Source organism: Amycolatopsis sp. NPDC003731 (assembly GCF_053586895.1).
This window is the reverse complement of sequence record NZ_JBSFNC010000082.1, coordinates 1-26,999: the sequence shown is the minus strand read 5'-3', so window position 1 is coordinate 26,999 and position 26,999 is coordinate 1. Positions and strand designations below refer to the sequence as shown.

26 protein-coding genes and 1 pseudogene are annotated in these 26,999 nt (G+C 71.6%); 18 read left to right on the top strand and 9 right to left on the bottom strand.

What is annotated here, in order from left to right:
• Window positions 1-2: 2 nt before the first annotated feature.
• Entirely contained in the window at window positions 3-1,220 is a 1,218-nt protein-coding gene (locus ACWDN5_RS28925; protein WP_449678510.1) for an ROK family protein, read from the bottom strand.
• 192 nt (window positions 1,221-1,412) lie between these two features.
• On the opposite strand from ACWDN5_RS28925, the gene ACWDN5_RS28920 reads away from it, so the two are divergent.
• Window positions 1,413-1,748, top strand: coding sequence for an ArsR/SmtB family transcription factor (locus ACWDN5_RS28920; protein ID WP_310975725.1), 336 nt, complete (start codon window positions 1,413-1,415; stop codon window positions 1,746-1,748).
• Window position 1,749: 1 nt separating this feature from the next.
• Window positions 1,750-2,229 carry an SRPBCC family protein gene (locus ACWDN5_RS28915; protein ID WP_449678496.1) on the top strand — a complete coding sequence of 160 codons (480 nt, stop codon included), beginning with the start codon at window positions 1,750-1,752 and terminating at the stop codon, window positions 2,227-2,229.
• Here ACWDN5_RS28915 and ACWDN5_RS28910 read toward each other — a convergent pair.
• The gene (locus ACWDN5_RS28910; protein ID WP_449678495.1) at window positions 2,198-3,166 is read right to left on the bottom strand and encodes a helix-turn-helix transcriptional regulator; all 969 of its coding nucleotides are present in this window, start codon (window positions 3,164-3,166) and stop codon (window positions 2,198-2,200) included. The genes ACWDN5_RS28915 and ACWDN5_RS28910 overlap by 32 nt on opposite strands.
• A gap of 62 nt (window positions 3,167-3,228) precedes the next feature.
• Here ACWDN5_RS28910 and ACWDN5_RS28905 point away from each other — a divergent pair, with 62 nt between their 5' ends.
• Genes ACWDN5_RS28905 through ACWDN5_RS28890 form a run of 4 tightly spaced genes read left to right on the top strand, consistent with a single transcriptional unit; the run spans window position 3,229 to window position 9,698 of the window.
• On the top strand, window positions 3,229-4,356 hold the full coding sequence (locus ACWDN5_RS28905; RefSeq protein ID WP_449678494.1) for an epoxide hydrolase family protein: 1,128 nt from the start codon (window positions 3,229-3,231) through the stop codon (window positions 4,354-4,356).
• Window positions 4,353-5,417: a winged helix DNA-binding domain-containing protein gene (locus ACWDN5_RS28900; protein ID WP_449678493.1), complete on the top strand. Its 1,065-nt coding sequence runs from the start codon at window positions 4,353-4,355 to the stop codon at window positions 5,415-5,417. Before ACWDN5_RS28905 ends, ACWDN5_RS28900 begins: the two co-directional genes overlap by 4 nt.
• A 26-nt stretch (window positions 5,418-5,443) precedes the next feature.
• Window positions 5,444-8,443: a BTAD domain-containing putative transcriptional regulator gene (locus tag ACWDN5_RS28895; protein WP_449678492.1), complete on the top strand. Its 3,000-nt coding sequence runs from the start codon at window positions 5,444-5,446 to the stop codon at window positions 8,441-8,443.
• A 31-nt stretch (window positions 8,444-8,474) separates the two neighbouring features.
• Window positions 8,475-9,698 (top strand): FAD-dependent monooxygenase, encoded by a 1,224-nt coding sequence (locus tag ACWDN5_RS28890; protein WP_449678491.1) that lies wholly within the window; start codon window positions 8,475-8,477, stop codon window positions 9,696-9,698.
• On the opposite strand, the gene ACWDN5_RS28885 is transcribed toward ACWDN5_RS28890, so the two are convergent.
• Complete coding sequence (locus tag ACWDN5_RS28885; protein ID WP_310975764.1) at window positions 9,667-9,987, bottom strand: DUF3140 domain-containing protein; 321 nt, start codon at window positions 9,985-9,987, stop codon at window positions 9,667-9,669. The two genes, ACWDN5_RS28890 and ACWDN5_RS28885, sit on opposite strands and share 32 nt — an antisense overlap.
• A gap of 429 nt (window positions 9,988-10,416) precedes the next feature.
• Window positions 10,417-10,749 (bottom strand): annotated as a pseudogene (locus ACWDN5_RS28880) (class I SAM-dependent methyltransferase); the annotation flags it as partial.
• 65 nt (window positions 10,750-10,814) lie between these two features.
• Between ACWDN5_RS28880 and ACWDN5_RS28875 the strand changes: the two are divergent.
• Window positions 10,815-11,024: a hypervirulence associated TUDOR domain-containing protein gene (locus ACWDN5_RS28875; RefSeq protein ID WP_310975732.1), complete on the top strand. Its 210-nt coding sequence runs from the start codon at window positions 10,815-10,817 to the stop codon at window positions 11,022-11,024.
• Here the strand turns inward: ACWDN5_RS28875 and ACWDN5_RS28870 are convergent.
• Complete coding sequence (locus ACWDN5_RS28870) at window positions 11,021-11,470, bottom strand: HIT family protein (protein ID WP_449678490.1); 450 nt, start codon at window positions 11,468-11,470, stop codon at window positions 11,021-11,023. The genes ACWDN5_RS28875 and ACWDN5_RS28870 overlap by 4 nt on opposite strands.
• Before the next feature lie 10 nt (window positions 11,471-11,480).
• Window positions 11,481-12,599 carry a helix-turn-helix domain-containing protein gene (locus tag ACWDN5_RS28865; RefSeq protein WP_310975734.1) on the bottom strand — a complete coding sequence of 373 codons (1,119 nt, stop codon included), beginning with the start codon at window positions 12,597-12,599 and terminating at the stop codon, window positions 11,481-11,483.
• Window positions 12,600-12,763: 164 nt separating this feature from the next.
• On the opposite strand from ACWDN5_RS28865, the gene ACWDN5_RS28860 reads away from it, so the two are divergent.
• Window positions 12,764-14,020 (top strand): YncE family protein, encoded by a 1,257-nt coding sequence (locus ACWDN5_RS28860; protein WP_310975735.1) that lies wholly within the window; start codon window positions 12,764-12,766, stop codon window positions 14,018-14,020.
• Window positions 14,021-14,156: 136 nt separating this feature from the next.
• Here ACWDN5_RS28860 and ACWDN5_RS28855 read toward each other — a convergent pair whose 3' ends face one another.
• Window positions 14,157-14,570 (bottom strand): DUF5655 domain-containing protein, encoded by a 414-nt coding sequence (locus tag ACWDN5_RS28855; protein ID WP_449678489.1) that lies wholly within the window; start codon window positions 14,568-14,570, stop codon window positions 14,157-14,159.
• A 17-nt stretch (window positions 14,571-14,587) separates the two neighbouring features.
• Window positions 14,588-15,067 (bottom strand): MarR family transcriptional regulator, encoded by a 480-nt coding sequence (locus tag ACWDN5_RS28850; RefSeq protein WP_449678488.1) that lies wholly within the window; start codon window positions 15,065-15,067, stop codon window positions 14,588-14,590.
• 222 nt (window positions 15,068-15,289) lie between these two features.
• Between ACWDN5_RS28850 and ACWDN5_RS28845 the strand changes: the two genes are divergently transcribed.
• The gene (locus ACWDN5_RS28845; RefSeq protein WP_449678487.1) at window positions 15,290-16,003 is read left to right on the top strand and encodes a DUF4142 domain-containing protein; all 714 of its coding nucleotides are present in this window, start codon (window positions 15,290-15,292) and stop codon (window positions 16,001-16,003) included.
• A 34-nt stretch (window positions 16,004-16,037) separates the two neighbouring features.
• On the opposite strand, the gene ACWDN5_RS28840 is transcribed toward ACWDN5_RS28845, so the two are convergent.
• Window positions 16,038-17,822, bottom strand: a complete 1,785-nt coding sequence (locus ACWDN5_RS28840) for a sigma-54-dependent Fis family transcriptional regulator (RefSeq protein WP_449678486.1) — start codon at window positions 17,820-17,822, stop codon at window positions 16,038-16,040.
• A 137-nt stretch (window positions 17,823-17,959) separates the two neighbouring features.
• Between ACWDN5_RS28840 and ACWDN5_RS28835 the strand changes: the two genes are divergently transcribed.
• From ACWDN5_RS28835 to groL, 9 genes are all read left to right on the top strand, one after another.
• Window positions 17,960-18,214 (top strand): hypothetical protein, encoded by a 255-nt coding sequence (locus ACWDN5_RS28835; RefSeq protein ID WP_310975740.1) that lies wholly within the window; start codon window positions 17,960-17,962, stop codon window positions 18,212-18,214.
• A gap of 72 nt (window positions 18,215-18,286) precedes the next feature.
• Window positions 18,287-19,936: a ferritin family protein gene (locus ACWDN5_RS28830; RefSeq protein WP_310975741.1), complete on the top strand. Its 1,650-nt coding sequence runs from the start codon at window positions 18,287-18,289 to the stop codon at window positions 19,934-19,936.
• Window positions 19,937-19,952: 16 nt separating this feature from the next.
• Window positions 19,953-20,981, top strand: coding sequence for an FAD-binding oxidoreductase (locus tag ACWDN5_RS28825; RefSeq protein WP_449678485.1), 1,029 nt, complete (start codon window positions 19,953-19,955; stop codon window positions 20,979-20,981).
• Window positions 20,982-20,988: 7 nt separating this feature from the next.
• On the top strand, window positions 20,989-22,158 hold the full coding sequence (locus ACWDN5_RS28820) for a ferritin family protein (RefSeq protein ID WP_310975743.1): 1,170 nt from the start codon (window positions 20,989-20,991) through the stop codon (window positions 22,156-22,158).
• Entirely contained in the window at window positions 22,155-22,526 is a 372-nt protein-coding gene (mimD, locus tag ACWDN5_RS28815; protein WP_310975744.1) for a propane 2-monooxygenase effector subunit MimD, read from the top strand. Before ACWDN5_RS28820 ends, mimD begins: the two co-directional genes overlap by 4 nt.
• Before the next feature lie 36 nt (window positions 22,527-22,562).
• The gene (locus tag ACWDN5_RS28810) at window positions 22,563-23,600 is read left to right on the top strand and encodes an amidohydrolase family protein (RefSeq protein ID WP_310975745.1); all 1,038 of its coding nucleotides are present in this window, start codon (window positions 22,563-22,565) and stop codon (window positions 23,598-23,600) included.
• Window positions 23,597-24,292, top strand: coding sequence for an iron-sulfur cluster assembly protein (locus ACWDN5_RS28805; protein ID WP_449678484.1), 696 nt, complete (start codon window positions 23,597-23,599; stop codon window positions 24,290-24,292). The genes ACWDN5_RS28810 and ACWDN5_RS28805 overlap by 4 nt, the downstream gene beginning before the upstream one ends.
• Window positions 24,289-25,314 carry an NAD(P)-dependent alcohol dehydrogenase gene (locus ACWDN5_RS28800; protein ID WP_449678483.1) on the top strand — a complete coding sequence of 342 codons (1,026 nt, stop codon included), beginning with the start codon at window positions 24,289-24,291 and terminating at the stop codon, window positions 25,312-25,314. The genes ACWDN5_RS28805 and ACWDN5_RS28800 overlap by 4 nt, the downstream gene beginning before the upstream one ends.
• Before the next feature lie 10 nt (window positions 25,315-25,324).
• Window positions 25,325-26,999 (top strand): chaperonin GroEL (gene groL / locus ACWDN5_RS28795; protein WP_449678482.1); only part of this gene is annotated, 1,675 nt, incomplete at its 3' end.

The window sequence follows — 26,999 nt, the reverse complement described above, 5'->3', positions numbered from 1 at the left end:
CTTCACGAAGCGCGGGACCACCGTGTCGGAAGTGGACCGAGCGGGTCGTCGTAGAGGACGTCCAGGAGCACCGCCCCGCCGGCGGTGGCCAGTTCGGTGCCCGGGAAGCTCGTGCCCACAACGGTTTCCGTCGGGTTGACGCAGCGGGACCGGATCCCGACCTCGTCCCGGATGATGGGAAGGCAGCTCGGGACGTGGGCTACACTGCGGTCGACCACCACGAGCACGGCCGGATTCAGCACATCGAGCAGGAGTGCCGCCGCCTGGCCGATGAGCCGCGCGCGTTCTTGGAACATCCGCACCGCCGCGGAATCTTTTCCGGTCGCGAGCGCGAGCAATTCCGGAAAGTCCGGGCGTGCGAGCAATCCGCTTTCCGCGGCTTTGCGGGCGAGGGTCGCTTCGGAAACGGCGGCTTCGAGACAACCGGTGCGCCCGCACCGGCACGGCTCGGTGCTGTCGTCGACCCGCAGGTGCGCGACGGCCCCGGCGGCCGAGCGCGGCCCGTGGTGCACGGTCGCACCGGTGGCGAACGCGGCGTCCACGACGTTGCCGGTGAACAGCTGCACGACGCTGTCCCGCGCCCGCGGGTGGCCGAAGAGCCGTTCGGCGTGCACCAGGGCCCGCGCGTGCCCGTCGACCTCCACGGCCAGCCCGGTGCTGCCGGCCAGGAGGTCGCGGACCGGGACGTTCCGCCAGCCGAGCAGCGGGTGTTCGACGACGGTGCCGGAGGCCCGGTCGACCCAGCCACCGGTGGCGACCCCGAGCCCGAGCGGCTCACGGTCCGGCGCGTGCCCGAGCAGCAGGTCGTCGAAGATCTCGGCGGCGCGGGCGAGCAGGTCTTCGGCGGCCAGGCCGTCGTGCGGTTCTTCGTGCTGCACCAGGACATTCCCGCGCAGGTCGAGCAGGGCGACGGTGGCGTGGTGCACGGCCAAGTGCAGTGCACCGGCGACGTGCCGGTCCGTGTCGAGGTCGACGGGCACGTGCGGCCGCCCGACACCCCCGCGTGACTCGGCTTCCGGGAGTTCGCGCAGCAGTCCGCGCTGCAGCAGTTCGGCGGTGTGCCCGGTGACGGCGGCGGCGGACAGCCCGGTGCGGCGCGCGATGGTGCTGCGCGCGATCGGGCCGCCGTCGAGCACGGCCCGCAGGACCGCGCTCGCACTGGCGCTGCGCCGGGCACCGCGCGCGTCAGTCCTCTGTGGACTCTCCGCCCGGCTGGTCATCGCCCGATCGTGGCAGACGAACCGGCGCGCGCCCAGCGTGCCCAGGATGTGGGTGGCCGCCCGCCGAGGTCGCGAATGACTCATTCGGGACCTCCGACGTCCCGAATGAGTCATTCGCGGCACCCGGGGGTGGTGACCGGCGGGCGAGGATGCGGGCTTGACGCATACCCATATGGGCATATGATGAGCCGCGTGGCGCGAGCAGCGACGACGGCAGACACCTTCAACGCCGTGGCCGAACCCCGGCGGCGGCAGATCCTCGACGTCCTCATGGACGGTGAGCGGTCGGTCGGCGACCTCGTCGACCTGCTCGGCCTCGCCCAGCCCCAGGTGTCGAAGCACCTGCGAGTGCTGCGCGAGGTCGGTGCGGTGGACGTGCGCGGCGACGGGCGGCAGCGGCTCTACCGGCTCAACGGCGCCGCGCTCAAGCCCATCCACGACTGGGTCAAGCGCTACGAACGGACGTGGGCGGCGCGGTTCGACCTGATGGACGACGTCCTCGAGGAACTCAAGGAACAGGAGCAGTGACGTGGAGATCACCACCCCCGGCGACGACCGGGTCCTCATCACGCGCGAGTTCGACGCGCCCAAGCACCTCGTCTACCGCGTGTGGACCACCCCGGAGCTGGTGAGCCGGTGGTGGAGCGGCCACCGCGGCACGACCACCGAGGTCGAGCTGGACCTGCGGCCCGGTGGCCGCTGGCGGTACGTGCTGAAAACGGACGACGGCACCGAGGTCGGCTTCCACGGCGAGTACCGCGAGATCGTGCCCGAGGAGCGGATCGTCTACACCGAGGTGTTCGAGATGCCCGGCGTCGACCTCGATGACGTGGACGGCCCGCTGAACACCGTCACCTTCACCGCCCTCGACGGCGACCGCACGCGCCTGGAGCTGCTGACCGAGACCGGCAGCAAGGAGTTGCGCGACACCATCCTGCAGTCCGGCATGGAGGTCGGCGCGCGGGGGCAGATGGAGCTCATCCAGGAGCTGGCGGACTCCCTGCGTTAGCCGCGCGCAGGAACCGCTCGCCCGTCTTCGCCAGCGCGTCGGCGAGCTCCGGTGCGTCGAGCACCTCGAAGTCGACGTCGAGCACGCCCAAGTACAGCGCGAGCATCTGCGCGTGGTCGGAGCCGACCTCGGCGACGCAGCGGTCCGGGCCTTCGGGCGTGACGTCGACCGCGATCGGCAGCCGGGACCGGACGTACTCCACCGAAGCGTGCAGCCGCACCCGGGCGTGGAACCGCCAGGTCGCCGCGCCCGCGCTGCGCTGGACGAACTGCGCGACGTCGCCCTCCGGGGGCTCACGTGGGGCGAACCGCGGGCCGTTCGGCACCTTCGGCGTCATCCGGTCGACGCGGAAGGTGCGCCAGTCGTCGCGGGCGGTGTCCCAGGCGACCAGGTACCAGCGGCGCCCCCAGCTGACCAGCCGGTGCGGCTCGACGTCGCGGCGGCTCGGCGTGCGCTGGTGGCTCGTGTAGTCGAAGCGCAGCCGCTCGCTCGCCCGGATCGCCGTCGCGATGGCGGTCAGGACGTCCGCGTCGACGGACGGGCCGCCGCCGGGCACCGCGACCGTCGCCGTCTGCAAGGCCCGGACCCGGTGCCGCAGCCGGGACGGCAGCACCTGCTCCAGCTTGGCCAGCGCGCGCACCGACGTCTCGCCGATGCCGGCGACCCCCGCCGCCGTCCGCAGCCCGACCGCGACGGCCACCGCTTCGTCGTCGTCGAGCAGCAGCGGCGGGAGCTGGGCGCCCGCGCCGAGGCGGTACCCGCCCTGGACGCCCGGGGCGGCCTCGACCGGGTAGCCGAGCTCCCGCAGCTTGCCGATGTCGGTGCGGACGGTGCGCGCGGAGACACCGAGCCGGTCGGCCAGATCGGCGCCGGTCCAGTCGCGCCGCGTTTCGAGCAGCGACAGCAGCCGCAGGAGGCGAGCGGAGGTCTGCAACATTTTTCGAGGATCGCACGAATCGCGGAAGGAAGTCTTCCGCAATCGCTCATAACGTGCTGCTCATGACGAACGAAATCCGCCCTTTCCGCATCGACGTCCCACAGGCCGAGCTGGACGACCTCCACCGGCGCCTCGCCTCCGCCCGGTTCGCCGACCCGGTGCCCGGCGACGAGCCCGACTGGTCCCGCGGCATCCCGACGAGCGTCGTCCGGGAACTCGCCGAGTACTGGCGCGACGGCTTCGACTGGCGGGCCCAGGAAGCGGCGCTCAACGCGTTTCCGCAGTTCACGACCGAGATCGACGGCCAGACCATCCACTTCCTGCACGTCCGCTCGACCCGGGCCGACGCCGTTCCGTTGCTGCTCACCCACGGCTACCCGGGCTCGGTCGCCGAGTTCCTCGAGGTCATCGGCCCGCTGACCGAGCCGGGCCCGGACGCGTTCCACGTCGTCGTCCCGTCGGTGCCCGGGTTCGGGTTCTCGACGCCGTTGAGCGGCCCCGGCTGGGAGCTGGCCCGCACGACCGACGCGTTCGCCGAGCTGATGACCCGCCTCGGCTACGACCGGTTCGCCGCGCAGGGTGGCGACCTCGGCGCGGGGGTCACCGGCCGGCTCGCGGCGGTGTACCCGGAGCGGGTGATCGGCACGCACGTCAACAGCGACCGCGGCACGATCGCGCTGGCCGGCGAGCAGCTGCCGTTGCCGGAGGGCCTGTCCGAGGCCGAACAGTCCGAATTGGACGCCGCCCGCGCGGACTGGCGGGCCGGCCGCGGGTACCTCGACCTCCAGTCCCACAAGCCCGAGACGATCGCGGCCGCGCTCACCGACTCCCCGGTCGGGCAGCTGGCCTGGATCGCGGAGAAGTTCGAGGCGTGGACCGGAGCGAACGGCGTCGACCGCGACCGGCTGCTGACGAACATCAGTCTGTACTGGTTCACCCGCAGCGGCGCGAGCGCGGCCCGGTTCCTCTACGAGGCCGCCCACGCCGGACACGGCTGGCTGGCCCCCTCGGACGTTCCCGCGGGCTGGGCGGTGTTCGACTCTTCCCCGGTGGTCCGGCGGATCATGGACCCCGAGGAGAAGATCGCGCACTGGTCCGACTTCGCCGAGGGCGGCCACTTCGCGGCGCTGGAGGAGCCCGAGCTCCTCGTGGCCGACATCCGCGCGTTCTTCCGCGGGCTGCGGCCGTGAACGTCCGCGCGCTCAACCGGGCGCTGCTCGCGCGGCAGCACCTCCTGGAACGGACGTCGCGGCCGGCCGCGGCGATGGTCGGGCACCTGGTCGGGATGCAGGCGCAGGCCCCGCTCGCGCCGTACGTCGGGCTGTGGACCCGGATTTCCGGGTTCCGGCCCGGCGAGCTGGCGGCCCTGATCACCGGCCGCCAGGCCGTGCGCGGGCTGCTGATGCGGGGAACCGTCCACCTGGTCCTCGCCGAGGACGCGCGCGTGCTGCGGCCGCTGGTCCAGCACGTGGTGGCAAACGGTTACACCGGCCACTTCGGGCGCCGCATCGGCGACGCCGACCTCGGCGCGGTGTCCCGCTTCGGCCGTGAGCTGCTCGAAGAGCGGCCACGAACCCGGCGGCAGCTGCAGGACGCGCTGGCCGCGCGGTGGCCGGCGCACGACGCCGAGGCGCTCTCGTACGCGGTCGGCTATCTCGTGCCGACCGCACAGGTGACACCCCGCGGCGTGTGGGGTTCGACCGGCCCGGCCACGCTGACCACCCTGGAAGGCTGGCTCGGCGGTCCGCTGGACTGCCGTCCGTCGCTCGAGGACGTGGTGCGGCGGTACCTGCGGGCGTTCGGCCCGGCATCGGTCGCCGACGTCCAGGCGTGGTCGGGACTGACGAAGCTGCGCGAGATCGTCGAGCCGATGGGCTTGCCGACGTTCCGCGCGGAGTCCGGCGAAGTGCTGTACGACGTGGAAGACGGCGTGCTCCCGGACCCTTCGGCCCCGGCGCCGGCGCGGTTCCTGCCGGAGTACGACAACGTCCTGCTGGCGCACGCCGACCGGGCGCGGGTCCTCCCGCCCGGCCGGCGGGTCCCGCTGCCGCCGGGCAATGGCGCTTCCCGCGGGACACTGCTGGTGGACGGCTTCTACCGCGCGGACTGGCGGCTGCATCCCGACGCCCTGGAGGTCACCACCCACGACCGGCTGACGGCGGGGGAGCGGGCGGAGATCGAGACGGAAGCCGGGCGGCTGCTGGAGTTCCTCGACGCGGGGTCGCGATCTGTGCGAATCACCGGAACTTGAGCGAGGTGGTGGGCCAGAATTGCCCGGTGCAGTTCGCCATCCTCGGGCCGGTCGAAGCCCACCGTCCGGACGGGACCCCGGTCGCCCTCGGCGGGCCGCAGCTGCGGGGGCTGCTGGCCCTGCTCGCCCTCGACGCCGGGCGGGTGGTCGGCGCCGAACGGCTGATCGACGGCCTGCACGGCGAGCACCCGCCCGAGGGTGCTTCCGAAGCCCTCCAGTCGCAGGTCTCGCGGCTGCGCCGGCGCCTGAAGGACGGCGGCGCGCCCGACGGCCTGGTCGAGTTCACCCCCGCCGGGTACCGGCTGGCCGTCGATCCCCAGGACGTCGACGTCCACCGCTTCGAACGGCTCACCGCGCAGGCGCGGGAAACTCCCGAACCGGCCGTGAAGCTCCGGCTGTTCACCGAAGCTCTCGCCCTCTGGCGGGGCCCCGCGCTCGACGGGCTCGCCGACCCGCCGCGCGCCGCCCGGCTGGTGGAACTGCGGCTGGCCGCGACCGAAGACCGCGTCGAAGCCGCGCTCGCGCTCGGCCACCACGAGCGGCTCGTCGCCGAGCTGCGGGAGCTCACCCGCGAACACCCGCTGCGCGAACGGCTCACCGCCCAGCTCATGCGGGCCTTGCACGGCAGCGGGCGGTCCGCCGAAGCCCTGGCGGTGTTCGCCGAGATTCGGGAGCGCCTGGCCGACGAACTCGGCGCCGACCCGTCGGCCGAGCTCGCCGACGCCCACACCGCGGTCCTCCGAGCCGCCGCTCCCGCCCCGGCCCGCCGGGTGCCCGTGCCGCTCACCGGGTTCGTCGGCCGCGCCGAGCTCGACCGGCTCACCGCCGCCCTGCGCGACGCCCGGCTCGTCACGCTCACCGGACCGGGCGGCGCGGGCAAGACCCGGCTCGCCGTCGAAGCCGCGGCCCGGGCCGACGGCGAGATCTGCTTCGTCGAACTCGCGACGACCACCGACGTCCCGCGCGCGGTCCTCGCCGCACTCGGCCTGCGGGAACAGGGCGTGCTGACGCCGGGCACGGCCGCCGACCCGGCCGACCGCCTGGCCGCCGGGCTCGCCGACCGGCCGGTGCTGCTGGTCCTGGACAACTGCGAACACGTCGTCGCCGAGGCCGCGCGGCTGGTGCGGCGCCTGCTGGGCGAGTGCGCCGGTCTGCGCGTCCTGGCCACCAGCCGTGAAGCGCTCGGCTTGACCGGCGAGACGCTGGTGCCGGTCGGCGCCCTGCCCGCCGACGCCGCGGCGCGGCTGTTCACCGAGCGGGCCACGGCCGTGGCGCCCGGCGAAGCCCCGGAGCCGGGTGCGGTCGCGCGGATCTGCGCCGCCCTCGACGGCCTCCCGCTGGCCATCGAGCTCGCCGCCGCGCGGCTGCGTTCGCTGTCCGCCGACGACGTCGCCGCCCGGCTCGGCGACCGGTTCCGGCTCCTTTCACGCGGCGACCGGACCGCCGAGCCGCGGCACCGGACCCTCCGCGGCGTCGTCGAGTGGAGCTGGGACCTCCTGGACGCCGAGGAACAGGTGCTGGCGGGCCGGTTCGCGGTGTTCGCCGGTGGCGCGCGACCGGCCGCCGTCGAGCGCGTCTGCGATGTCCCCGACTTCGTGCTCACCGGCCTGGTCGAGAAGTCCCTCGTCGAGTTCGACGGCCGCCGGTACCGGATGCTGGAGACGATCCGCGCGTTCTGCGCCGAGCAGGGCGACGACCGGCGGGCGGCGCACGCGCAGTACTTCCTGGACGTCGCCCGCGCCCACGAGCCGAAGCTGCGCGGCGCGGACCAGCTGACCGCCCTGGCCGAGCTGACCGCCGAACACGCCGACCTCCACGCGGCCCTGCGCTGGAGCGCCGCCGAAGACCCGGAAACCGCGCTGAGGCTCATCGCCGCGCTGTCCTGGTACTGGTGGCTGCGCGGCCTGCGCAGCGAGGCGACGCCGATCGCGGACACCGTCCTGGCCGCGGTCGGTCCCGAACCGCCGCCGGGGCTGGCCGAGGAATACGTCCTGTGCGTGATCCAGGCGTCGGACACCGGCGTCGCGATCGAGCCGATCCTGCGGCAGCTCGACGGGTCGCTGCGATACCCGTACCTCTTCCTGCTGTGGGCGTTTTCCCCGCGCACCAAGGCCGAAGACGGCGAACGGCTGGCCGCGCTGATCGGCCCGGACGCGTGGTCCCGGGCGTTCGCGGGGATCGGCGACGGCCTCGGCGCCCAGTACCGCGGCCGGATCGCCGAAGCCGAGGCGCACTTTTCGGCGTCCCTGGACGCCTTCCGGACCTTGGGCGACCGCTGGGGCGAGGCGAGCGCGCTGGAGAAGCTCGCGGAGTTCGCGGACTGGCGCGGCGACCACGCGCGGTTCCGGGAGCTGATGGACGAGTCCGTCCGGCTGGCCGGCGAACTCGGCGCGGCCGAAGACGCGGCCGATCTGCTCTGCCGCCGTGCCGACGGCGTCCTGCGGCAGGGCGACGCCGACGCCGCGAAGGCCGACTACGAAGCCGCCGCCGAGCAGGCGCGCGCCGCGGGCACGCCGGTGACGCTCGCCCGGGCCCGCGGCGGCCTCGGGGAGATCGCGCGCCGTGCGGGTGACCTCGTGGCGGCCCGGCGCTGGTACTCCGCGGCACTCGCCCTGGCCGCCGACCCGGTGACCGGCGGCGAGACCCGCATCCGCGTCCACACCGGCTTCGGCTGGACGGCGGCCGCCGAGGGCCGCCTGGACGAGGCGACCGAACTGCACCAGGAAGCGCTGGCCACGGCGCTGGAGCACGCGAACCTGCCCGGCGCGGCCCAGGCGATCGAAGGGCTGGCCGGGGTGCTCGCCGGGCGGGAGGAGGACGAGCGGGCCGCGTTCCTGCTCGGCGTGGCGGTCGGGCTGCGCGGCGCGCCCGTCACCGGCGATGTCGACGTCGACGGCGTGGCCGACCGCGTCCGGGCCCGCATCGGCGCCCCGGCCTACGCCGCCGCCTTCGACCGGGGCCGGGAAACGCTGCCCGAGCAGGCGGTCGAGGAGGCCGGTCAGCGGCGGTTCGCGCTCGGTTCGTGAGCGGTCAGCGGCCCCGCCGAAGCTTCGGGGCATGACGAAGCACATCCTGATCTCCGGCGCCGGTGTCGCCGGCCCCGCCCTCGCCTGGTGGCTGCACCACCACGGCTTCCAGGCCACCGTCGTCGAGCGCGCGCCGAGCCTGCGCGAAGGCGGCTACAAGGTCGACATCCGCGGCGTCGCGGTCGACGTCGTCCGCCGGATGGGCCTGCTGGAGCGGGTCCACGCGGCGAGCACCGACATGCGCGGCGCGGCGTTCGTGAACAAGCGCGGCAAGCAGATCGCCACCCTCGACGCGGACACGTTCGGCTTCCGCCACGGCGACGACACCGAGATCCTCCGCGGCGACCTGGCCCGCATCCTCCACGACGCCACCCGTTCGCACACCGAGTACGTCTTCGGCGATTGGATCACCGGGCTCGACCAGGGACCCGACGGCGTCGAGGTGACGTTCGCCCACGGCGAGCCCCGCCGGTTCGACCTGGTGGTGGGGGCGGACGGCCTGCACTCCGGCGTCCGCGCGCTGGCGTTCGGCCCGGAGGAGGATTACCTGCGCCGGTTCGACGCGTACATCTCGATTTCGACGGTGCCCAACACGTTCGAGCTGGACCGCTGGGAACTCCTGCACTCGGCGGCACCGGGCAAGATGGTCAACGTCTACAGCACGGCACGGGCGCACGACGCGAAGGCGGCGTTCTGGTTCACCGCACCGCCGCTGCCCTACGACCGCCGGGACGTCGACGGCCAGAAGGACCTGGTCGCGGACCGCTTCGCCGGCCTCGGCTGGGAAATCCCGGACCTGCTCTCGGCCATGCGCGAGGCGGACGACTTCTACTTCGACCCGGTGTGCCAGGTGGTCATGGACCGCTTGTCGGCCGGCCGCGTGACCCTCGTCGGCGACGCGGGCTACTGCCCGTCGCCGGCGTCGGGCCAGGGCACGAGCTTGGCGCTGGCGGGCGCGTACGTCCTGGCGGGCGAGCTGGCCTCGGACTTCTCCGAGGCACTGCCCCGCTACGAAGCCTTGATGCGGCCGTTCATCGAGAAGAACCAGGCGCTGGCGAAGACGGCGTTGCGCGGGATCATCCCGCAGTCGCGGGCGTTCGCGTGGTTCAACACCCGGATGATCAAGCTGATGCCGTACCTGCCGGGCCGCAACCGCGTCCTGGAGCAGATGTCCCGCCCGATCCGGGAAGCGGCGAACGCGTTGGAGCTGCCGGATCACGCGGCTAGTGCAGCGGATCGTGGCCCCAGTTCATGAGCGAGTGCCGCCAGGTGGTGTCCTTGACGTCGCCCGAGGGGCGCTGGGCCAGGTGCCGGTGGACGTAGCCGACGACCTTGCGCATGTGGGCGAGGTCGTCGCCGGTGAGGTCGTCCTTCTTCTTCCGCAGGATTTCCACGATCCGGCGGCCGGACCGGTGCCCGATCGACTCGGCGTCCTTGTGCTGCCCGGCGGCCTTCGACTCGTCGGTGCCGAGCCAGTCGTCGAGCTGCTTGGCGGTCATGTTGACGCTGTCGCCGAACTCGCGGCGCGTTTCTTCGTCGTCCATTCCGGACGGGTACCCGCTGCGGCCGCGCAGCACGCAGGTCAGCATCGGGAGGGTGAACTCGCCGTCCGCCGTTTCCGGTTCCTGCGCGAGGAAGGCCCGGATCCGGTCGAGGGTGTTCTCGCGCTCCGGTGGCGGCATGACCAGGACACCCGCCCGGGTGGCCAGCGCCGCCACCAGGGAGCCGGCGGTGCGGCGCTGTCCGTGCGGGAATCCGGCGCGCTCCGGGGCACCGAACCGGGGCGGAAGGACCTCGGCCGTTTCGGCGCGCCAGCCGGTGGGGGTGTCCCGCGGGCCGATCACCGCTCTTCCGCCGGCGCGCGCCAGCCCGGCCACCCAGCCGACCCGGTCGTCCACGACGTTCCACAGCCCGGCCAGGACGCCGCCCGCCGCGAGGACCCGGGCGATCTCGGGGCCCGCGACCGCCATGTCGAACCAGTGCAGGGCGTTGCCGGCCAGCACCGCGTCGACGGACGCGTCCGGCAGCGGGATGGCCTCGGCGCGGCCCGGCCGGGCACGGACGTCCGGCAGGGCGCGGCGCAATTCCGCCAGCATGGCCGGGTCGGGCTCGACCGCGGTCACGGCGAAACCCAGGGCCACCAGCGTGGCGGTCAGCTTGCCGGTCCCGGCGCCGAGGTCGAGCACCCGGCGGCCCGGTGCCGGGTCGAGCGCCCAGCGCACCGCGGCCTCGGCGTAGTCCGGGCGGTGTTCGGCGTAGGCGGCCGCCGCCGCGCCGAACGACGTGGCGTGCGAGCGCCGCTCCATACGATCACCGTATCGGTTGGCCGGCGCCGGTGGTGAGCCGGCGAAACCGGGGTACCCCTCCCGCCATGACCAAGGAATTCAAGAAGGGCGACCGCGTCAAGTGGGACGCCGGCAACCAGAGCTCCGTCGGCACCGTGGAGGAGAAGCTCACCAAGGACACCCACGCCGGCAAGCGGGACGTCAAGGCGTCCCCCGACAACCCGCAATACCTCGTCCGCAGCGAGAAGTCCGGCAAGACCGCCGTCCACCACCCGGACAAGCTGCACAAGGCCTAACGCGCCGCCTTGACCTTCTCCGCGACCTCCACCAGCTCCTCCTTCGTCCGCACCCGCCAGTCGGCGCTCAGCACGAAGCCGTCGCCGGCGAACCGGGGGATCACGTGCAGGTGGACGTGGGGGATCTCCTGGCCCGCCGCCTTGCCGTCGGCCAGGAACAGGTTGATCGCCTCGCACTGCAGGGCCGTGCGCCGCAACGCCGCCGCCAGTTCCTGGGCGATCGTGAACATCCGCGCGCCCGCGGAAGCCGGAAGCGAAGCGAGGTCCGCGTGGTGGGCCCGGGGGAGGACCAGCAGGTGGCCGGTCGTCACCGGGCGCAGGTCGACGATCGCGACGAACTCGTCGTCCTCGTGCACGAACGCGGCCGGGGCCTGACCCGAGCCGATGGCGCAGAAAACGCATTCTCCGGTTGCCGTGGTCGCCGGCATGCGGCGGAGCTCAGCCATGCGGGTGACCTTATCGGCCACCGAGCCAGTTCTGCAGGGCCCACCACGACCGCACGGCGTCGAGAACGCGGCCGCCGCTGTTCTCGGCCAGGGCCACCGGGGTGAGCTCGGCCAGCCGGTCGAGGCGGTAGCGGACCGTGTTCGGGTGCAGGTGCAGCGCTTCGGCCGTGGTCCGCAGGCGCTGGCCGTGGTCCAGATAGGCCAGCGCCGTCGCGGCCAGCTCCCGGTGGAACGCGTTCGCGGGGTCGAGGGCGCCGAGCAGGCCGCCCGTGAGCAGATCCGCCAGCAGCGGCTGCGCCGACAGGGCGACTTCGCCCGCCAGCGCGGTCAGGTCGTGGTGGCCGGGCCCGGCGATCCGCGCCGCCGCCGTGCAGAGGCGGTGCACTTCCCGCAGCTCGGGCAGCGTCACCGGCGGCGCGACGACCAGCACCACGCCCTCGGCCGGCGAAATCCCCGCGGGCGGACGGGCCGCCAGGCCGGTGAGCCGGCCCTCCACCAGGCCGTACACCCCACCGAACTCCAGCAACGCCTGTTCGAGCGTGCGCGCCCGCGCCGGGTCGCTGACGTCGGACACCACGCAGGAGTAACGGCCTTCGGGACGCAACCCCGCCTGCCGCAGCTCCTCCGGCGTGGGCGGGTGCCCGGCGAGGAGCAGGGTGCGCAGCAGCTGGGTCCGCGCGTCCCGCACTGTTCGTGACAGCTGCAGTTCGGCGGCGTGGTAGCCCTTGACGATGTGCCGTTCCAGCGCGCCGGTGTAGCGCTCGGCGTCGAGCACGGTTTCGAGGATGACGTCGTCGGGCAGGCCCGCGGCCCGGGCGCGTTCGACGGCGAAGCGCGCCGCGAGCGTCCGGCCGGCCTGGACCCCGCGCAGCAGGTCGGTGAGCGGGACACCCTGGGCGGCCCGGTCGGCGCCCAGCGCCTCGGCGGTCGTGTAGTCGGCGCTGTCGGGGTTCGTGGTGGCGCGCAGCGCGGCCGAGAGCAGGAACTGAACGTGCCGCCGGTTCTCCGCCTCCGGCAGCCGCGCGACCTCGGGCGACTGGTCCCGCGCGGCCTTCACCAGCTCGTCGACGACGGTCTCGTCCGCGGCCATCGCGTCGAGCACCTGCCGGAGCAGCGGCGAGGCCGGCACGGCACCCTCCCGTTGTGGCAGGGCCACAACACCGCGTCCGCGATGTTGGGCGAGCGGCCCTACCGGAGCGGCTCCGGTGGCCGGTTATCGTGGCAATACCGGACAGTAACCTCGTTTCTCCGCGAAATCCACCGCACCTCTTCAATGCCGAAAGGTGTCTCCTCGTGCGCACTCCACGTCGGAAGCGGTCGTACTTGTCCCGCCTGGCCTGCCTCACCGCGTCCGTCGCCCTGCTGGCGACCGGGGCCGCGGTGCCGGCGACCGGCGCGGCGGCGCTGCGGGAGGTGATGTTCGTCGGCAACAACTGGGAAGGCACGGCCGACGTCATCCAGTCCCGCGGCTCGTTCGCCCGGATCGCGCGGGTGAACATCATCCCGGACAAGGATGCCCGGCTGACGGAGATCTACCTCAACCCGATCAAGCTGGCCTTCTTCCTGGGTATCCGCAACGGGCCCGGCGAGGGGCACGACCAGTTCGTCGACGACATGTACACCACCCCGGACGGCTCGTCGGTGGTGGCGTCGCGGCCGAGCTTCGCCGACGTCGTCTCGATCAACCTGACGACCGGCCGGATCAACTGGCGCTTCCCGGTGTCGGGCTTCCGCTCCGACCACATGGCGGTGTCGCCGGACGGCCGCCGCGTCGCGGTCTCCGCCTCGACGTCGAACACCGTGCACGTGCTGGACATCGTCACCGGGCAGCAGGTCGGCTCCTTCGCCACCGGCGACAAGCCGCACGAGAACGTGTTCACCGACGGCGGCCGCTACCTCTGGAACATGTCGATCGGCGAGGTCAATACCGACCTCGACGACCCGGGCTGGGACTTCACCAAGGGGGACCGGCGGATCACCGTGGTCGACGCCGCGACCTTCCGCCAGGTCAAGGTGATCGACATGCGCCAGCGGCTCGACGCCTTCGGCCGCAGCGACCTCTCGGACGCCGTCCGGCCGGTCGCGTTCACCCCGGACGGGTCGAAGCTGTACTTCCAGGTGTCGTTCTTCAACGGTTTCGCCGAGTACGACGTGGCCACCGACAAGATCACCCGGATCAAGGAACTGCCGAAGAACCCGGCCACCAGCGACGACCGCAAGACCTTCGTCAACGACTCCCGTCACCACGGCATGTCGATGAACCCGGCGGGCACCAAGCTCTGCATCGCCGGAACGATGGACGACTACGCGACGGTGGTCGACCGCACGACCCTGCAGCAGGGCACGCTGGTCCCGGCGGTGAAGCCGTACTGGGCCACGGTGAGCGGCGACGGCCAGGCGTGCGTGATCTCGGAAGCCGGCGCCGACCAGGTGACGGCTATCGACTTCACGACGGGGCAGAAGCTCGTCTCGGTCCCGGTCGGCGACCACCCGCAGCGGGTCCGGATCGGCCACGTGCCGGACGGCTGGACGGGCCCCACGGGTTCCTGACTTCGGGCGGTGCCCGCCGGGAGGAACCCGCCGGCGGGCACCGCCCTTGTGCAGGGTGGCACCGGCGCTGAGAGTTCCGCACTGCCCGGCCGTCCGGGCCGGTGGGGCTCCCTGGCCCCGGGCGAACCATGACCGCTCAGGACGTCTCGAACGCGATCGTCAGCCAGCCGCGGACTTCGTCGTCCACATCGGACACCGCGCGCAGGCTCAGCTTGTGCCCGACCCGCGGCCCGCTCGCCCAGCTCGCCGGGGCGATGCGGGCCGTTTCCACCGGCCGGGGCAGCCACAGGTACACCAGCACGTCGCGGGATCGCGGGCGCAGCTCCGCCAGCTTCCGGTCCCGCTTCAGGAACACCCCGACCTTGACGGCGTCCTCGTGGACGTCGCCGAGGGTGCGCAGGTGGCCGAGCACCGCGTCGTAGACCGCGCGCTGCCACGGTGGCTTGCCCGCGAACGTCTGCTCGACCGTGCAGCCGGGGACGCACGTGTGCCCCTGGCCCGCACGCGCGAACTCGCGGTCGCAGCGGGGGCACGTCCAGCGGGTCGGCATGCCGTCCAGGATGGCACTCACAGCGCGGCCGGACCGAGTGCCGGGATGGTCGCCGCCGCGTGGACCAGCCGGCGGGCCGCCTCGGCCGCGGCCTTGCGCTGGGACGGTGGGAGCTTGTCCAGCAGCGCCCCCAGCGCGGCCTGCCGACGCTCGAGCATGCGTGCCACGATCTCGTGCCCGGCCTCGGTCACCTCCAGCGTGACGACGCTGCGGTTGCCCGGGCTGCGGCCGCGGGCCACGTACCCGAGGCCTTCGAGCCGATCCGCCAGCCGCGTCACCGAGGACGCGTTGACACCCATCGCCGCCGCCAGCTGGGAGCTCGGGACGCGGCCGAGGCGGTCGAGGACCAGCAGCAGCCGCGACTGCGGGAACGACACCTCCGGCGGCGCCGCGTGCGCGCATTCCCACGCGATCCCGACCAGGACCACGGTGAGGCCGTCGAGGGCGGCCACGTCCGGGTCGCCGCCCAGGGCCGCGTCTTGGTGGTGGGGTTGCATGCCGCAATACTTGCCAATCGCAAGAGCATCGGTCAAGATGGACATCCCCGGCGCTCGCCGGGTGTGTCCGGCCGCATCGGCCACTCTTGCGTTTCCGCTGCCTTCAGCACGCCTGAGAACTGATTCCGTTGGCAGGCAAGAATAATTCCCCGGATTCTGCTGAACCTCCTCCCTGTGACGTCCGTGTACCCCGTACCCGCACTGTCGTCAGAAGGAGGAATCATGCCGGATCACCGTGGCATGACGGGCCGCGCCAAGGCCCGGACCGCGCTGGTCGTCGTGGCCACGCTCGCCGTGGTCGGCGTGGGCTCGGTCATGGTGCTGCAGGCCAACGCCCAGACCTCGCCCGGCTCGACGCAAGCGCAGGTCCCCGCCTACGGCCAGGACATGGCCGGCATGCAGATGGGCTCGGCCGGCGAAGCCGCCGCCACCGGTCCGGCGACCGGCGCCGGGCCGGTCACCGAGCTCGACAAGACGTTCCTGGTCAAGGTTCGCCAGGCCGGGCTGTGGGAGATCCCGGCCGGCTCCCTGGCGCAGACCCACGCCAGCAGCGAACAGGTCAAGCGCGCCGGGCTGCACCTGCTGGACGGCCATTCGCGCCTCGACCAGCTCGTGCGCGAAGACGCGAAGATGCTCGGGGTGACGCTGCCCGACCAGGCCACCCCCGAGCAGCAGGGCTGGGTCCGCCAGCTGACCGCCGCCCAGGGGCTCGAGTTCGACAAGCTGTTCGCGAACCTGCTCCGTTCGTCGCACGGCAAGATCTTCGCGACCATCGCCGAAGTCCGCGCCGGGACGCAGAACGACGTCATCCGGCGGCACGCGCGGCAGGCGAACCAGACGGTGATGGACCACATGGAGGTGCTCGAGGACACCGGACTGGTCGACGCCAAGACGATCGACGAGGTCGCGAAGGCGGTGAACCCGCCGGCGAAGTGACGCGCCGGGAGCCGCCCGCCGGGGATCCGGGCGGCTACCGGGCCGGCGGCACGATGCCGTACTCGTGGATCTTGCGGTAGATCGTCGCCCGTGAGATGCCGAGCAGCTTCGCCGCCCGGACCTTGTTGCCGTCCGCGTCTTCCAGGCACCGCACGATGGCGTCCCGCTCGATCGATTCGAAGCGGTTCAGCGGCCGCCGGGTCACCGCGTGGAACTCCGCCGGGAGGTCGCCGGGGCGGATGGTGCCGGCGCGGCGGCGCTGGGCGACCGTGCGCAGCACCTGGTGGAGCTGGCCGGTGTTGCCCGGCCACTCCGCCCGCATCAGCAGGTGCAGGGCCGCGGCCGAGCACGTCAGCCTGCCGCCGTAGCCGAGCTTGCTCAGCACCAGCGGGACGAGCTCGGCGAGGTCTTCGACGTGGTGGCGCAGCGGCGGCACCCGCACCGTCCGGGGGAAGAACTTCAGCAGCTCGGCCAGCGCCGGTTCGGTCTCGGCCTCCGGCACGAGGGTGACGACGACCCAGGGTGGGCTCGCGTCCTCGCGCAGGGTCCGCAAGACCGCCGCCAGCGCGGTGGCCGCCGGGGCCGCCAGCCGGTCCGCGTGCCGGATCACCAGCGTCCGGATCGGGGCTTCGGCGTGCTCGCGCGGCAGCGCGGCCCAGTCCGGGCCGGACGCCGCGTCGACGGTGCGCAGCCGGGCCGCCGGGTGGTGGCGCTGGTGCAGGCCCTTGGCCAGGGTCAGCTTGCCGGTGCCGGGCTCCCCTTCGAGCGCGACCCACTCGCCGCGCTGGTGGCCGGAGTCGAGGTCGTGCCCGCAGCGCAGCCACAGCGGTGCCGAGCCGACCACACCCGGCAGGTACATCGGCAGCATCGGCGTCGGGACGGCCAAGGTCTCCTCGGCCTCGATCAGCTTCACCGACAGCACGCCGCCCGCGGTCTCGGCTTCGCGCCGGCCCGCGACGCGGCGGCACAGCACCCGCACCCGCAACCCGCTCGACAGCGACAGGGTCGCCGGCGTCCGGCGGCCTTCGGCCAGCGCCTCGGTGGCGTGGCCCAGCAGCACCGACTGGTCGGCCGGGTCGAGCAGCTGCCGCGCCCGGTCGTTCATCATCACGATGTCTTCGTTGAACGCCAGCACGATGCCCGTCCACCGGCGGCAGGTCTGCAGGTAGGCCTGGAACAGCAGCATCTCCCGCAGATCGCTGTGGCGCAGCAGGGCCTGGCGGATCTGCTCGGCCGTCGAGCGGGCCAGCGCGACGAGCAGGCCGCCGGCGTCCTTGTACCAGCAGGTGAGGTCGACGGCGCCGACCTTCTTGCCCGAGATCGGGTGGTGGATCGGCACCCCGGCGCAGGCCAGGTTCTCCAGGTGCTCGGCGTAGTGCTCGTGGCCGAACACCGTCGTCGGGCGGCCGTCCTCCAGCGCGGTGCCGATGCCGTTCGTGCCGACGGACTGCTCGCCATAGCTGAACCCGGGCACCAGCTCGACGCGCTCGAGGTGCCGGGCGAGGTCGGCGTCCCCGGTCCGCTGGGTGAGCACGACCCCGCCGGGGTCGGTGAGGATGAGGCTGATCGGCTGGCCCTCGAACTGCTCGCCCAGCTTCTCCAGCACCGGTTCGGCGCCGCGCATGAGCGGGATGTCGAGGTTCTGGTCGCCGAGGTAGAGCGGGTCGATCCGGTCGGCCTCGACCTGGAACTCCCGCGACCGCCGCCACGAGGCGAGGATCGTCGGCCGGACCGTGTCCGCGGGAACCGTTTCCGCGGTGAGGAACCGCACCCGGGTGCGGGCGAGTTCGTCGTCGGCGACCAGGGCCATCTCGTCCACGTGACCTCCAGTTCCCCGCGGCCCACGTGGGTGCGGGCACACCCGTTGTGCCGCCCGTCCAGCGTACGGGTGCGGGTGACACACCGGTGTCTCAAATTGAGACGCTCCCGGCCGCGCGGCGGCGGTGCGATGGGGTCATGGCCGCCGAGACGTACAACCCGTGGACGATCGTCAACCTGGTCTTCACCCACCTGGCCGAGCAGGGGCTGCACCCGACGCTGGGCGCCGCGGGCGACCCCGGCGAGCCCGCCGCCGCGCTGCTGCGCGCGTTCGGGATCGTCCCGGCCGCCGAAGGGGACGCCCGGGTGCGGGCCGGCGTCCACGACGAGCTGGCCGCGTTGCGCGCGCGGCTGCTCGACACGCCGCCGGGCCGCGGTTCTGTCTCAGATTGAGACCCGCGGCCACCGCGCGGGCCCGCCTAATGGTCAACGCCGGGCCGGCGAGCCGTGAATAAGGAGTGATCCATGAGTCGCCAGAGTGTGGCGAAAGCCCACCAGAAGATCCAGGAACTGTCGTGGGAACCGGCGTACCACACCCCGGTTTCGCACTACGGCACCGACTACACCTTCCGGAAGGCCAAGAAGAAGGACCCGTTGAAGCAGGTCCTCCGCTCGTACTTCCCGATGCAGGAGGAAAAGGACCACCGGGTCTACGGCGCCGAGGACGGCGCGATCCGCGGCAACATGTTCCGCCAGGTCCAGGAACGCTGGCTGGAGTGGCAGAAACTGTTCCTGTCGATCATCCCGCTGCCGGAGATCTCCGCCGCGCGGGCGATGCCGCTGCTGTTCCGCACGGTCCCGAACCCGGAACTGCACAACGGCCAGGCGATCCAGATGATCGACGAGGTCCGCCACTCGACGATCCAGCAGAACCTCAAGCGCCTGTACATGCAGAACTACATCGACCCGGCGGGCTTCAACTCGAGCCTGCGCAACTTCCAGAACGACTACTGCGGCACCATCGGCCGCCAGTTCGCCGAAGGTTTCATCACCGGGGACGCCATCACCGCGGCGAGCATCTACCTGACCATCGTCGCCGAAACGGCGTTCACGAACACGCTGTTCGTCGCCATGCCCGCCGAAGCCGCCGCGAACGGTGACTACCTGCTGCCCACGGTGTTCCACTCGGTCCAGTCCGACGAATCGCGGCACATCAGCAACGGCTACGCGACCCTGCTGATGGCGCTGTCCGACGAAAGCAACCACCAGCTGCTCGAACGCGACCTGCGGTACGCGTGGTGGAACAACCACGCCGTCGTCGACGCCGCGATCGGCACGTTCATCGAATACGGCACCAAGGACCGCCGCAAGGACCGCGAAAGCTACGCGGAGATGTGGCGCCGCTGGATCTACGACGACTACTACCGCTCCTACCTGGTCCCGCTGGAGAAGTACGGGCTCGTCATCCCGCACGACCTGATCGAGGAAGCCTGGAACCGGATCTGGAACAAGGGCTACGTCCACGAGGTCGCGCAGTTCTTCGCCACCGGGTGGCTCGCCAATTACTGGCGGATCGACCCGATGACCGACGAAGACTTCGAGTGGTTCGAGTACAAGTACCCGGGCTGGTACGACAAGTACGGCAAGTGGTGGGAGAACTACAACCGCCTCGCGACGCCGAACGGGCACCACCCGATCGTCGCCGAGGACGTCGACTACGTGTACCCGCACCGCTGCTGGACCTGCATGGTGCCGTGCCTGATCCGCGAGGACATGGTGGTCGACCAGGTCGACGGCCAGCACCGGACGTACTGCTCGGAGACCTGCCGCTGGACCGACGCCGAGGCGTTCCGGCCCACCTACCAGGGCCGCAACACCCCGAACATGGGCCAGCTGGTCGGCGCCCGCGAGTGGGAGACGCTCTACCACGGCTGGAACTGGGCCGACGTCGTCTCCGACATGGGCTTCGTCCGCGACGACGGCAAGACCATGGTCGCCCAGCCGCACCTGGACCTCGACCCGAAGAAGATGTGGACGCTCGACCACCTGCGCCGGATGCCCGAAGTGCAGTCGCCGAACGTGCTGCTGAACCGGATGACCGACGCCGAGCGTGCCGCGTTCGTCGCCGACTACAACCGCCAGGGTCCGGCCGGGCGCCCCGCGCCGCAGGCCTGAGACGGAAGGGCCTGGCATGGCGGAGAAACACCGCGTCCGGTTCGAGCCGGTCGGGATCGAGATCGACGTCGCCGAGGACCAGACGATCCTGCGGGCCGCCGCCGAGCAGGGCGTGATGCTCATGCACGGCTGCAAGGAAGGGCAGTGCGCGGCCTGCAAGTCGTTCCTCCTCGACGGCGACGACGTCGAACACGACCGGTATTCGACCTTCGCGCTTCCCGACTACGAAAAGGAGGAAGGCTTCACGCTGCTGTGCCGGGCCCACGCCTACGAAGACCTGACGATCGAGCTGCTCAACTACGACGAGGAGATGATCCAGTCCGGCCTGCCGATCCAGGAGGCCGACGTCGAGGTCGTCGCCAACGATCCCGTGACGCACGACCTCCGGCACCTGGTGGTGCGGCTCGACGGCGACCTGAAGTTCTTCCCCGGGCAGTACCTGGACTTCGCGATCCCGGGCACCGAGGAGACCCGGTCGTTCTCGATGGCCAACACCTCCGCGCGCGACGGGCTCCTGGAGTTCGTCATCAAGATCTACCCCGACGGGCTGTTCTCCCGGTTCCTGGCCGACGGAGTCGCGGTCGGCGACCGGCTCCGGGTGACCGGCCCGTTCGGGGTGTTCACCTTGCGGGACAACCCGGGCGCGGACCTCGTGTTCGTCGGCGGTGGGGCCGGGATGGCGCCGATCCTGTCCCTGCTGCGGTCGATGGCCGAGCGCGGGATCGACCGGAAGGCCGTCTTCTACTACGGCGCCCGCCGCCGCCACGACCTCTGCTTCGAGGCGGAACTGCGGGCGCTCGAGGAGAAGCTGCCGTCTTTCCGTTACGTCCCCGCGCTGTCCGAGCCGGGCGACGCCGGCTGGACCGGCGAAACCGGCTTCGTCACCGACGTCCTGCGCCGGGCCGGCGTCGATCTGACCGGTGCCGACGCCTACGTCTGCGGGCCGCCGCCGATGGTCGAGGCCGCGCTGGAGCTGCTGCCCGCACTCGGCGTCGCGGACAAACGCGTCTTCTACGACAAGTTCACCACCACGGGCGAAGGGTAGGAAACCCATGACAGCCACCTCCGAACGCAGCGTGCCCAAGCCGGCGTTCACCGACGCCGAGGCGGGCGCGAAGGTCTTCCCGGACTCCACGGCCCGCCAGTACAACTACTTCACCCCGGCCAAGCGCAAGCAGAGCCACTACGAGGACGTCACCGTCGAGGTCCAGCCCGACCCGCGGCACTACCTGTCGCAGGGCTGGCTCTACGCCTTCGCCGACGGCCAGGGCGGCTACCCGCTGGAGTGGACCGCGCTGAAGGCGTGGGGCTCCGACCGCCCGCTGCCCGAGCGCGGCCCGGGCTCCGGCGGCAAGGGCTACGACTGGCCGGCGCACGGCTGGCACGAGTTCCGCGACCCCAACGAGGAGTGGGAGCTCACGCTCTACCGGTACAACGCGAACGTCGTGCGCCAGCTGAACCAGAACATCGACGCCGCGCGCCAGGCGAAGGCGTTCGAACAGTGGAACCGCAACTGGGTCGACTTCGTCGCCAAGCACGTCGGCGCGTGGATGCACGTCGACCACGGCCTCGGGCTCTACCTGTTCGCCAACGCCAACCGCCGCGCCCCGACGAACATGCACAACAACGCGATCTCCGTGAACAGCATGCACCGGATCCGCGCGGCGCAGGACCTGGCCCTCTACAACCTCACGCTGACCGAGGAGATCGAGGGCTTCGACGGCACCGCCCACCTGTCCACGTGGAACGAAGATCCCGCCTGGCAGGGCGTGCGGGAGACCGCCGAGCAGCTGACCGGGATCTGGGACTGGGGCGAGGCGATCTTCGCCGCGAACGTCGTCTTCGAACCCCTGGTCGGCGAATTGTTCCGCAGCAACCTGGTCCAGCAGGCCGCGCCGGCGAACGGCGACTTCGTCACCCCGACGCTGATCGGCGCCGAGGAGTTCGACTTCTCCGAACGCGACCTCCGCTACACGAAACCGCTGTTCCACCTGCTGATCAACGACAAGGAGTTCGCCGACCACAACAAGGCGCTGCTGCAGAAGTGGCTCGAGGACTGGGTGCCGAAGAGCATCGCCGCCGCCCGGGCGCTGCAGCCGCTGTGGTCGCAGCCCGACGCCAAGCCGATCCGGTTCGAGGACGGTCTCGACCGCGTGAAGAGCCGGTTCGCCGGCATCCTGTCCGAATTGGGCCTCAAGGCACCCGAGGAGCTGGGCCAGTGACCATCTTCAAAACCGCGGAAAGCCCGTTCAAGGCCGACAACACCGCGTCCAACATGTGCGGCTTCACCCTGATGAACAACCAGGTGGGCGCGATCATCGCGGAAGTGATGGGCACGAAGGACAACGTCACCATCACCCCGCTGCCTTCGATGATCCGGGTCGACGCCGTCGGCCGCATGGACGTCGTCTACGCCGAGGTCGACGAGGCCGCCGGCGAGGAGGAGGGCTGGTTCACCGCGGCCGAGTTCGAGGAGAGCATGTCCACCCACTACGGGCGGATGATCCACGAAGACGACCGCACGATCATGTTCGCCAACCCCGAGGACGCGGCCGAATACCTCGACTTCGACCTCAAACCGATCAAGTAGGACCCAGCACTCGATCCGGCTCAGGAGGATCAGGAAATGTACGAAAAAGACGGCGAGAAGTATTTCGTGGTGGACGCCCACACCCACTTCTGGGACGCGAGCCCGGAGAACTGGGTGGAGGGGCAGGAGGAATACGCCAAGGGCTGGATCGAGTGCTTCCACGCCTACCAGGGGCTCGGCCCGAAGGAGACGCACTGGCCGCTCGACCGGTTCCAGAAGTACTCCGAGGAACTGATGATGCACGACCTGTTCGAGGCCGGGCACGTCGACACGGCCGTCTTCCAGCCGACCAACCTGCGGCAGTGGTACAAGAACGGCTTCAACACGACCGAAGCGGACGCGGCGCTGGCCGAGAAGCACCCCGGCAAGTTCCTCGTCAACACGACCTTCGACCCGCGTGAAGGCGACGAGGGCCTGAAGGCCCTGGAAGAGCGTGTCAAGCGGTACGGCTGCAAGGGCGTCAAGCTCTACACGGCCGAGTGGCGCGGCGACTCCCGCGGCTGGAGCCTCAAAGACCCGGAAACCGCGCGCTACCTGGAGAAGTGCGAGGAACTCGGCGTCACGAACATCCACATCCACAAGGGACCGACGATCTGGCCCCTGGACAAGGACGCGTTCGACGTGTCCGATGTGGACTACGCGGCGACGAACTTCCAGGGCCTCAACTTCATCGTCGAGCACGTCGGCCTGCCGCGCATCGAGGACTTCTGCTTCATGGCCACCCAGGAGCGGAACGTCTACGCGGGGCTCGCCGTCGTGGTCGGCGGCCTGATGCACGCCCGGCCGAAGTTCTTCGCCAAGGTCATGGGCGAGCTGATGTTCTGGCTCGGCGAGGACAAGCTCGTCTTCGGCGCGGACTACGCGATCTGGGAACCGAAGTGGCAGGTCGAGGGCTTCGTCGACTGGAACATGCCGTCCGACGAAGAGCTGTCGGACTTCCCGCCGCTGACCGTCGACCAGAAGAAGAAGATCCTCGGGCTGAACGCGGCCCGCCTGTACGGCATCGACGTCCCGGAGGAACTGAAGCTGGCGAATCCGAAGGACGTCGAGCCCGTCGGCGTGCCGAACCCGTGACCGCCGTGGTGACCGGGGCCCGCGCCGCCGTGTGGGCCGCGCTGGGCACCGTCCGGGATCCCGAACTGGACGAACCCCTCACCGACCTGGGATTCGTGGCCCGCTGCGAGGTGAGCGCCGCGGGCCACGCCGTCGTCCGGCTGCGGCTGCCGACGTACTTCTGCGCGCCGAACTTCGCGTTCCTGATGGTCGCGGACGCCTACGACGCCGTGGCCGGGGTGCCGGGCCTGACCGGGCTCGACATCCGGCTCGACGACCACTTCGCGTCCGACGTCATCAACCGCGGGGTCGCGGCCCGGCAGGGGTTCGTCGCGTCGTTCGACGGCGAGGCCGTCGACGAACTCGACACGCTGCGGTACGACTTCGTCCGCAAGGCCGTCCTGGCCGGCACCGACCGCGTCTGCCGGTCCCTCGGCCGGGACCCGGCGGCGCTGACCCTCGGCGACCTCCCGCCGAGCCCGGACCTCGACCGGCTGCGGGCCCGCCGCCGCGAGCTCGGCCTGCCCGCCGAGGACGGCGACCCGCTGCTGCTCGACCCGGCGACCGGGCGAGCGGTGTCCGCGGCCGAGGCGAAGCGCCACCTGGCGTTCGCGCGGCTGACCCGCACGAGCATGGAGGCCAATTCGGGCGTCTGCCGCGGCATGCTGCGCGCGCGGTACGCCCTGACCAGCGAAGAGGAGGGCACGGGATGAAGGCCGTGCGGCTGCAGAAGTACCATCAGCAACCGGTGATCGAAGACGTCCCGGAGCCGCGCGCGACCGGACCCTTCGACGTCGTGGTCAAGATCGGCGGCGCCGGCGTGTGCCGCACCGACCTGCACATCATCGAGGAGCAGTGGGCCGAGAAGTCCGGCGTCGCACTGCCGTACACGATCGGCCACGAGAACGCGGGCTGGGTGCACGAGGTCGGCCCGGCGGTGACGAACGTCGAGGTCGGCGACACGGTCATCCTGCACCCGACGCCGACCTGCGGGCTCTGCCACGCCTGCCGGGCGGGCGACGACATGCACTGCCCGAACGGGAGCTTCCCCGGCATCAGCAGCGACGGCGGGATGGCGGAGTACCTGCTGACGTCGGCGCGGGCGTGCATCAAGCTCGATCCGTCGACCGAGCCGTCCGACGTGGCTGCCTTGGCCGACGCGGGGATCACCGCCTACCACGCGGTGCGCAAGGCCGTGCCGCACCTATACCCGGGCACCACCTGCGTCGTCAACGGCGCCGGCGGCCTCGGGCACATCGGCATCCAGTCGCTGAAGGCGCTGACCGCGACCCGCGTGATCGTGGTCGACCGCAACGCCGACGCCCTCGACCTGGCGGCCACCCTGGGCGCCGACGAGACCGTGCTGGCCGACGGCAAGCAGGTCGAAGCCGTGCTCGACCTGACCGGTGGCAACGGCGCCGAGGTCGTCCTCGACTTCGTCGCCGAGCAGGGCGCCCAGCAGGACGCCTTCGCGATGACGCGGCGCGCCGGGTCGCACTTCGTCATCGGCTACGGCTCGAACATCGAGATCCCGACGATCGACATCATCTCGACCGAGCGCAACATCATCGGCAACCTCGTGGGCACCTACAACGACCTCGTCGAGCTGATGGTCCTGGCCGAAGCCGACAAGGTCACCCTCCACACGAAGAAGTACCCCCTGGACGCGGCGCTCGACGCGCTGGCCGACCTCGACGCCGGGCGCGTGCGCGGCCGCGCGATCCTCACCCCCTAGGAGCGGGCAGATGGCGAAGGAACTGCGGTTCGGCTCGGACGCCCGCGACCTGCTGCTGGTGGGCGTCGACAAGCTGGCCGAAGCGGTCAAGTCCACGTTGGGCCCCAAGGGCCGCAACGTGATCATCGAGAAGATCACCGGCTCGCCGGTGGTCACCAACGACGGCGTCACCATCGCCCGCGAGATCCACCTGAAGAACCAGTTCGAAAACATGGGCGCGCAGCTGGTCAAGGAAGCGGCGATCAAGACCAACGACGTCGTCGGCGACGGCACGACCACCGCGACCGTGCTCGCCCAGGCGATCGTCCGCGAAGGCATGCGGGCGATCGCGAGCGGCGGCAACCCGGTGCTCGTCAAACGCGGCATCGACCACGCGGTCGGGCTGCTGGTGGCGCACCTGGAGAAGCAGGCCCACCCGGTGGTGTCCGAACAGGACTACGCGCGGGTGGCGGCGATCTCGGCCAACGACGACGACGCCGTCGGCGCGGTCATCGCCAAGGCCCTGCACACCGTCGGCGACGGCGGTGTGGTGACCGTCGAGGAGTCGCCGTCGATCGGGATGAGCGTCGAGTTCGTCGAAGGGTTCGAGTTCGACAACGGCTACCTCTCGCCGTACCTGGTCACCGACCCGGGCCGGCTGGAAGCGGTGCTCGACGACCCCTACATCCTGATGTGCGCGGAGAAGATCACCAAGGTGCAGCAGCTGATGCCGTTGCTGGACAAGGTGATGCGGGCACCCCGGCCGCTGGTGGTGATCGGCGAGACGGTCGAGGGCACGGCGCTGTCCATGCTGGTGCACAACCACATGAACGGCACGTTCCAGTCGGTCGCCGTCCGCGCGCCCGGCTTCGGCGACCGGCGGCTGCACAAGCTGGAGGACCTCGCGGCCATCGTCGGCGGCGCGGTGCTCTCGCGGCAGTCCGGGTTCACGATGGAGACGATGACCCTGGAGCACCTCGGCCGCGCCAAGCAGGTCCGGGTCACCGAGAACCGCACCACCATCGTGGGCGGCGCGGGCTCGTCGGAAGCGGTGGACTTCCGGGTCGGGCAGCTGCGGGCGGAGCTGGAGCGCGCGCAGTTCGGCGTCGACGAGGACGTCCTGACCGAGCGGATCGGCGCCCTCACCGGCAAGGTCGCGGTGGTCCGGGTCGGTGCGGCCACCCCGGCCGAGCTGAAGGAACTGCAGCACCGGGTCGAGGACGCCCTGTCGGCGACCCGGGCGGCGATGGCCGAGGGCATCGTGGCCGGCGGGGGAGCGGCGCTCCTGCACGCCGAAAAGGCCCTGGAAGGCCTCGGCTTGGACGGTGACCAGGCGATCGGCGTCGAGATCGTCCGGCGGGCCCTGGCCGAACCGGCGTTCCTCATCGCGCACAACGCGGGCCACCCGGCGCACGAGATCGTCACGCGGACCCGGGAACTGGGCGACGACGAGGGCTTCGACGCCCTGCACGACCGCTACGGGGACATGATCGCCCTCGGCGTCGTGGACCCGCTGCGGGTGTGCCGCTCCGCCGTGCAGAACGGGGCTTCGGTGGCCGGTCTGCTGCTCACGACGAACTCGCTGATCGCCGAGGAACAGACCCCGTGGGGCGGCAGCCCGGCCCTGATGACCGAGTTCGGCCCGCTGGACGAAGGCCTGCACCAGCCGTCGCCCGACGCCAGCACGCCGCAGTCCCTCGGGATGG

Excerpts from the sequence above, each read along its gene's own strand:
- ACWDN5_RS28925 (WP_449678510.1), bottom strand. The coding sequence starts at position 1,220 with ATGACCAGCCGGGCGGAGAGTCCACAGAGGACTGACGCGCGCGGTGCC.
- ACWDN5_RS28910 (WP_449678495.1), bottom strand. The coding sequence starts at position 3,166 with ATGTTGCAGACCTCCGCTCGCCTCCTGCGGCTGCTGTCGCTGCTCGAA.
- ACWDN5_RS28905 (WP_449678494.1), top strand. The coding sequence starts at position 3,229 with ATGACGAACGAAATCCGCCCTTTCCGCATCGACGTCCCACAGGCCGAG.
- ACWDN5_RS28890 (WP_449678491.1), top strand. The coding sequence starts at position 8,475 with ATGACGAAGCACATCCTGATCTCCGGCGCCGGTGTCGCCGGCCCCGCC.
- ACWDN5_RS28885 (WP_310975764.1), bottom strand. The coding sequence starts at position 9,987 with ATGGACGACGAAGAAACGCGCCGCGAGTTCGGCGACAGCGTCAACATG.
- ACWDN5_RS28875 (WP_310975732.1), top strand. The coding sequence starts at position 10,815 with ATGACCAAGGAATTCAAGAAGGGCGACCGCGTCAAGTGGGACGCCGGC.
- ACWDN5_RS28870 (WP_449678490.1), bottom strand. The coding sequence starts at position 11,470 with ATGGCTGAGCTCCGCCGCATGCCGGCGACCACGGCAACCGGAGAATGC.
- ACWDN5_RS28855 (WP_449678489.1), bottom strand. The coding sequence starts at position 14,570 with ATGCCGACCCGCTGGACGTGCCCCCGCTGCGACCGCGAGTTCGCGCGT.
- ACWDN5_RS28850 (WP_449678488.1), bottom strand. The coding sequence starts at position 15,067 with ATGCAACCCCACCACCAAGACGCGGCCCTGGGCGGCGACCCGGACGTG.
- ACWDN5_RS28845 (WP_449678487.1), top strand. The coding sequence starts at position 15,290 with ATGCCGGATCACCGTGGCATGACGGGCCGCGCCAAGGCCCGGACCGCG.
- ACWDN5_RS28835 (WP_310975740.1), top strand. The coding sequence starts at position 17,960 with ATGGCCGCCGAGACGTACAACCCGTGGACGATCGTCAACCTGGTCTTC.
- ACWDN5_RS28830 (WP_310975741.1), top strand. The coding sequence starts at position 18,287 with ATGAGTCGCCAGAGTGTGGCGAAAGCCCACCAGAAGATCCAGGAACTG.
- ACWDN5_RS28825 (WP_449678485.1), top strand. The coding sequence starts at position 19,953 with ATGGCGGAGAAACACCGCGTCCGGTTCGAGCCGGTCGGGATCGAGATC.
- ACWDN5_RS28820 (WP_310975743.1), top strand. The coding sequence starts at position 20,989 with ATGACAGCCACCTCCGAACGCAGCGTGCCCAAGCCGGCGTTCACCGAC.
- ACWDN5_RS28810 (WP_310975745.1), top strand. The coding sequence starts at position 22,563 with ATGTACGAAAAAGACGGCGAGAAGTATTTCGTGGTGGACGCCCACACC.
- ACWDN5_RS28800 (WP_449678483.1), top strand. The coding sequence starts at position 24,289 with ATGAAGGCCGTGCGGCTGCAGAAGTACCATCAGCAACCGGTGATCGAA.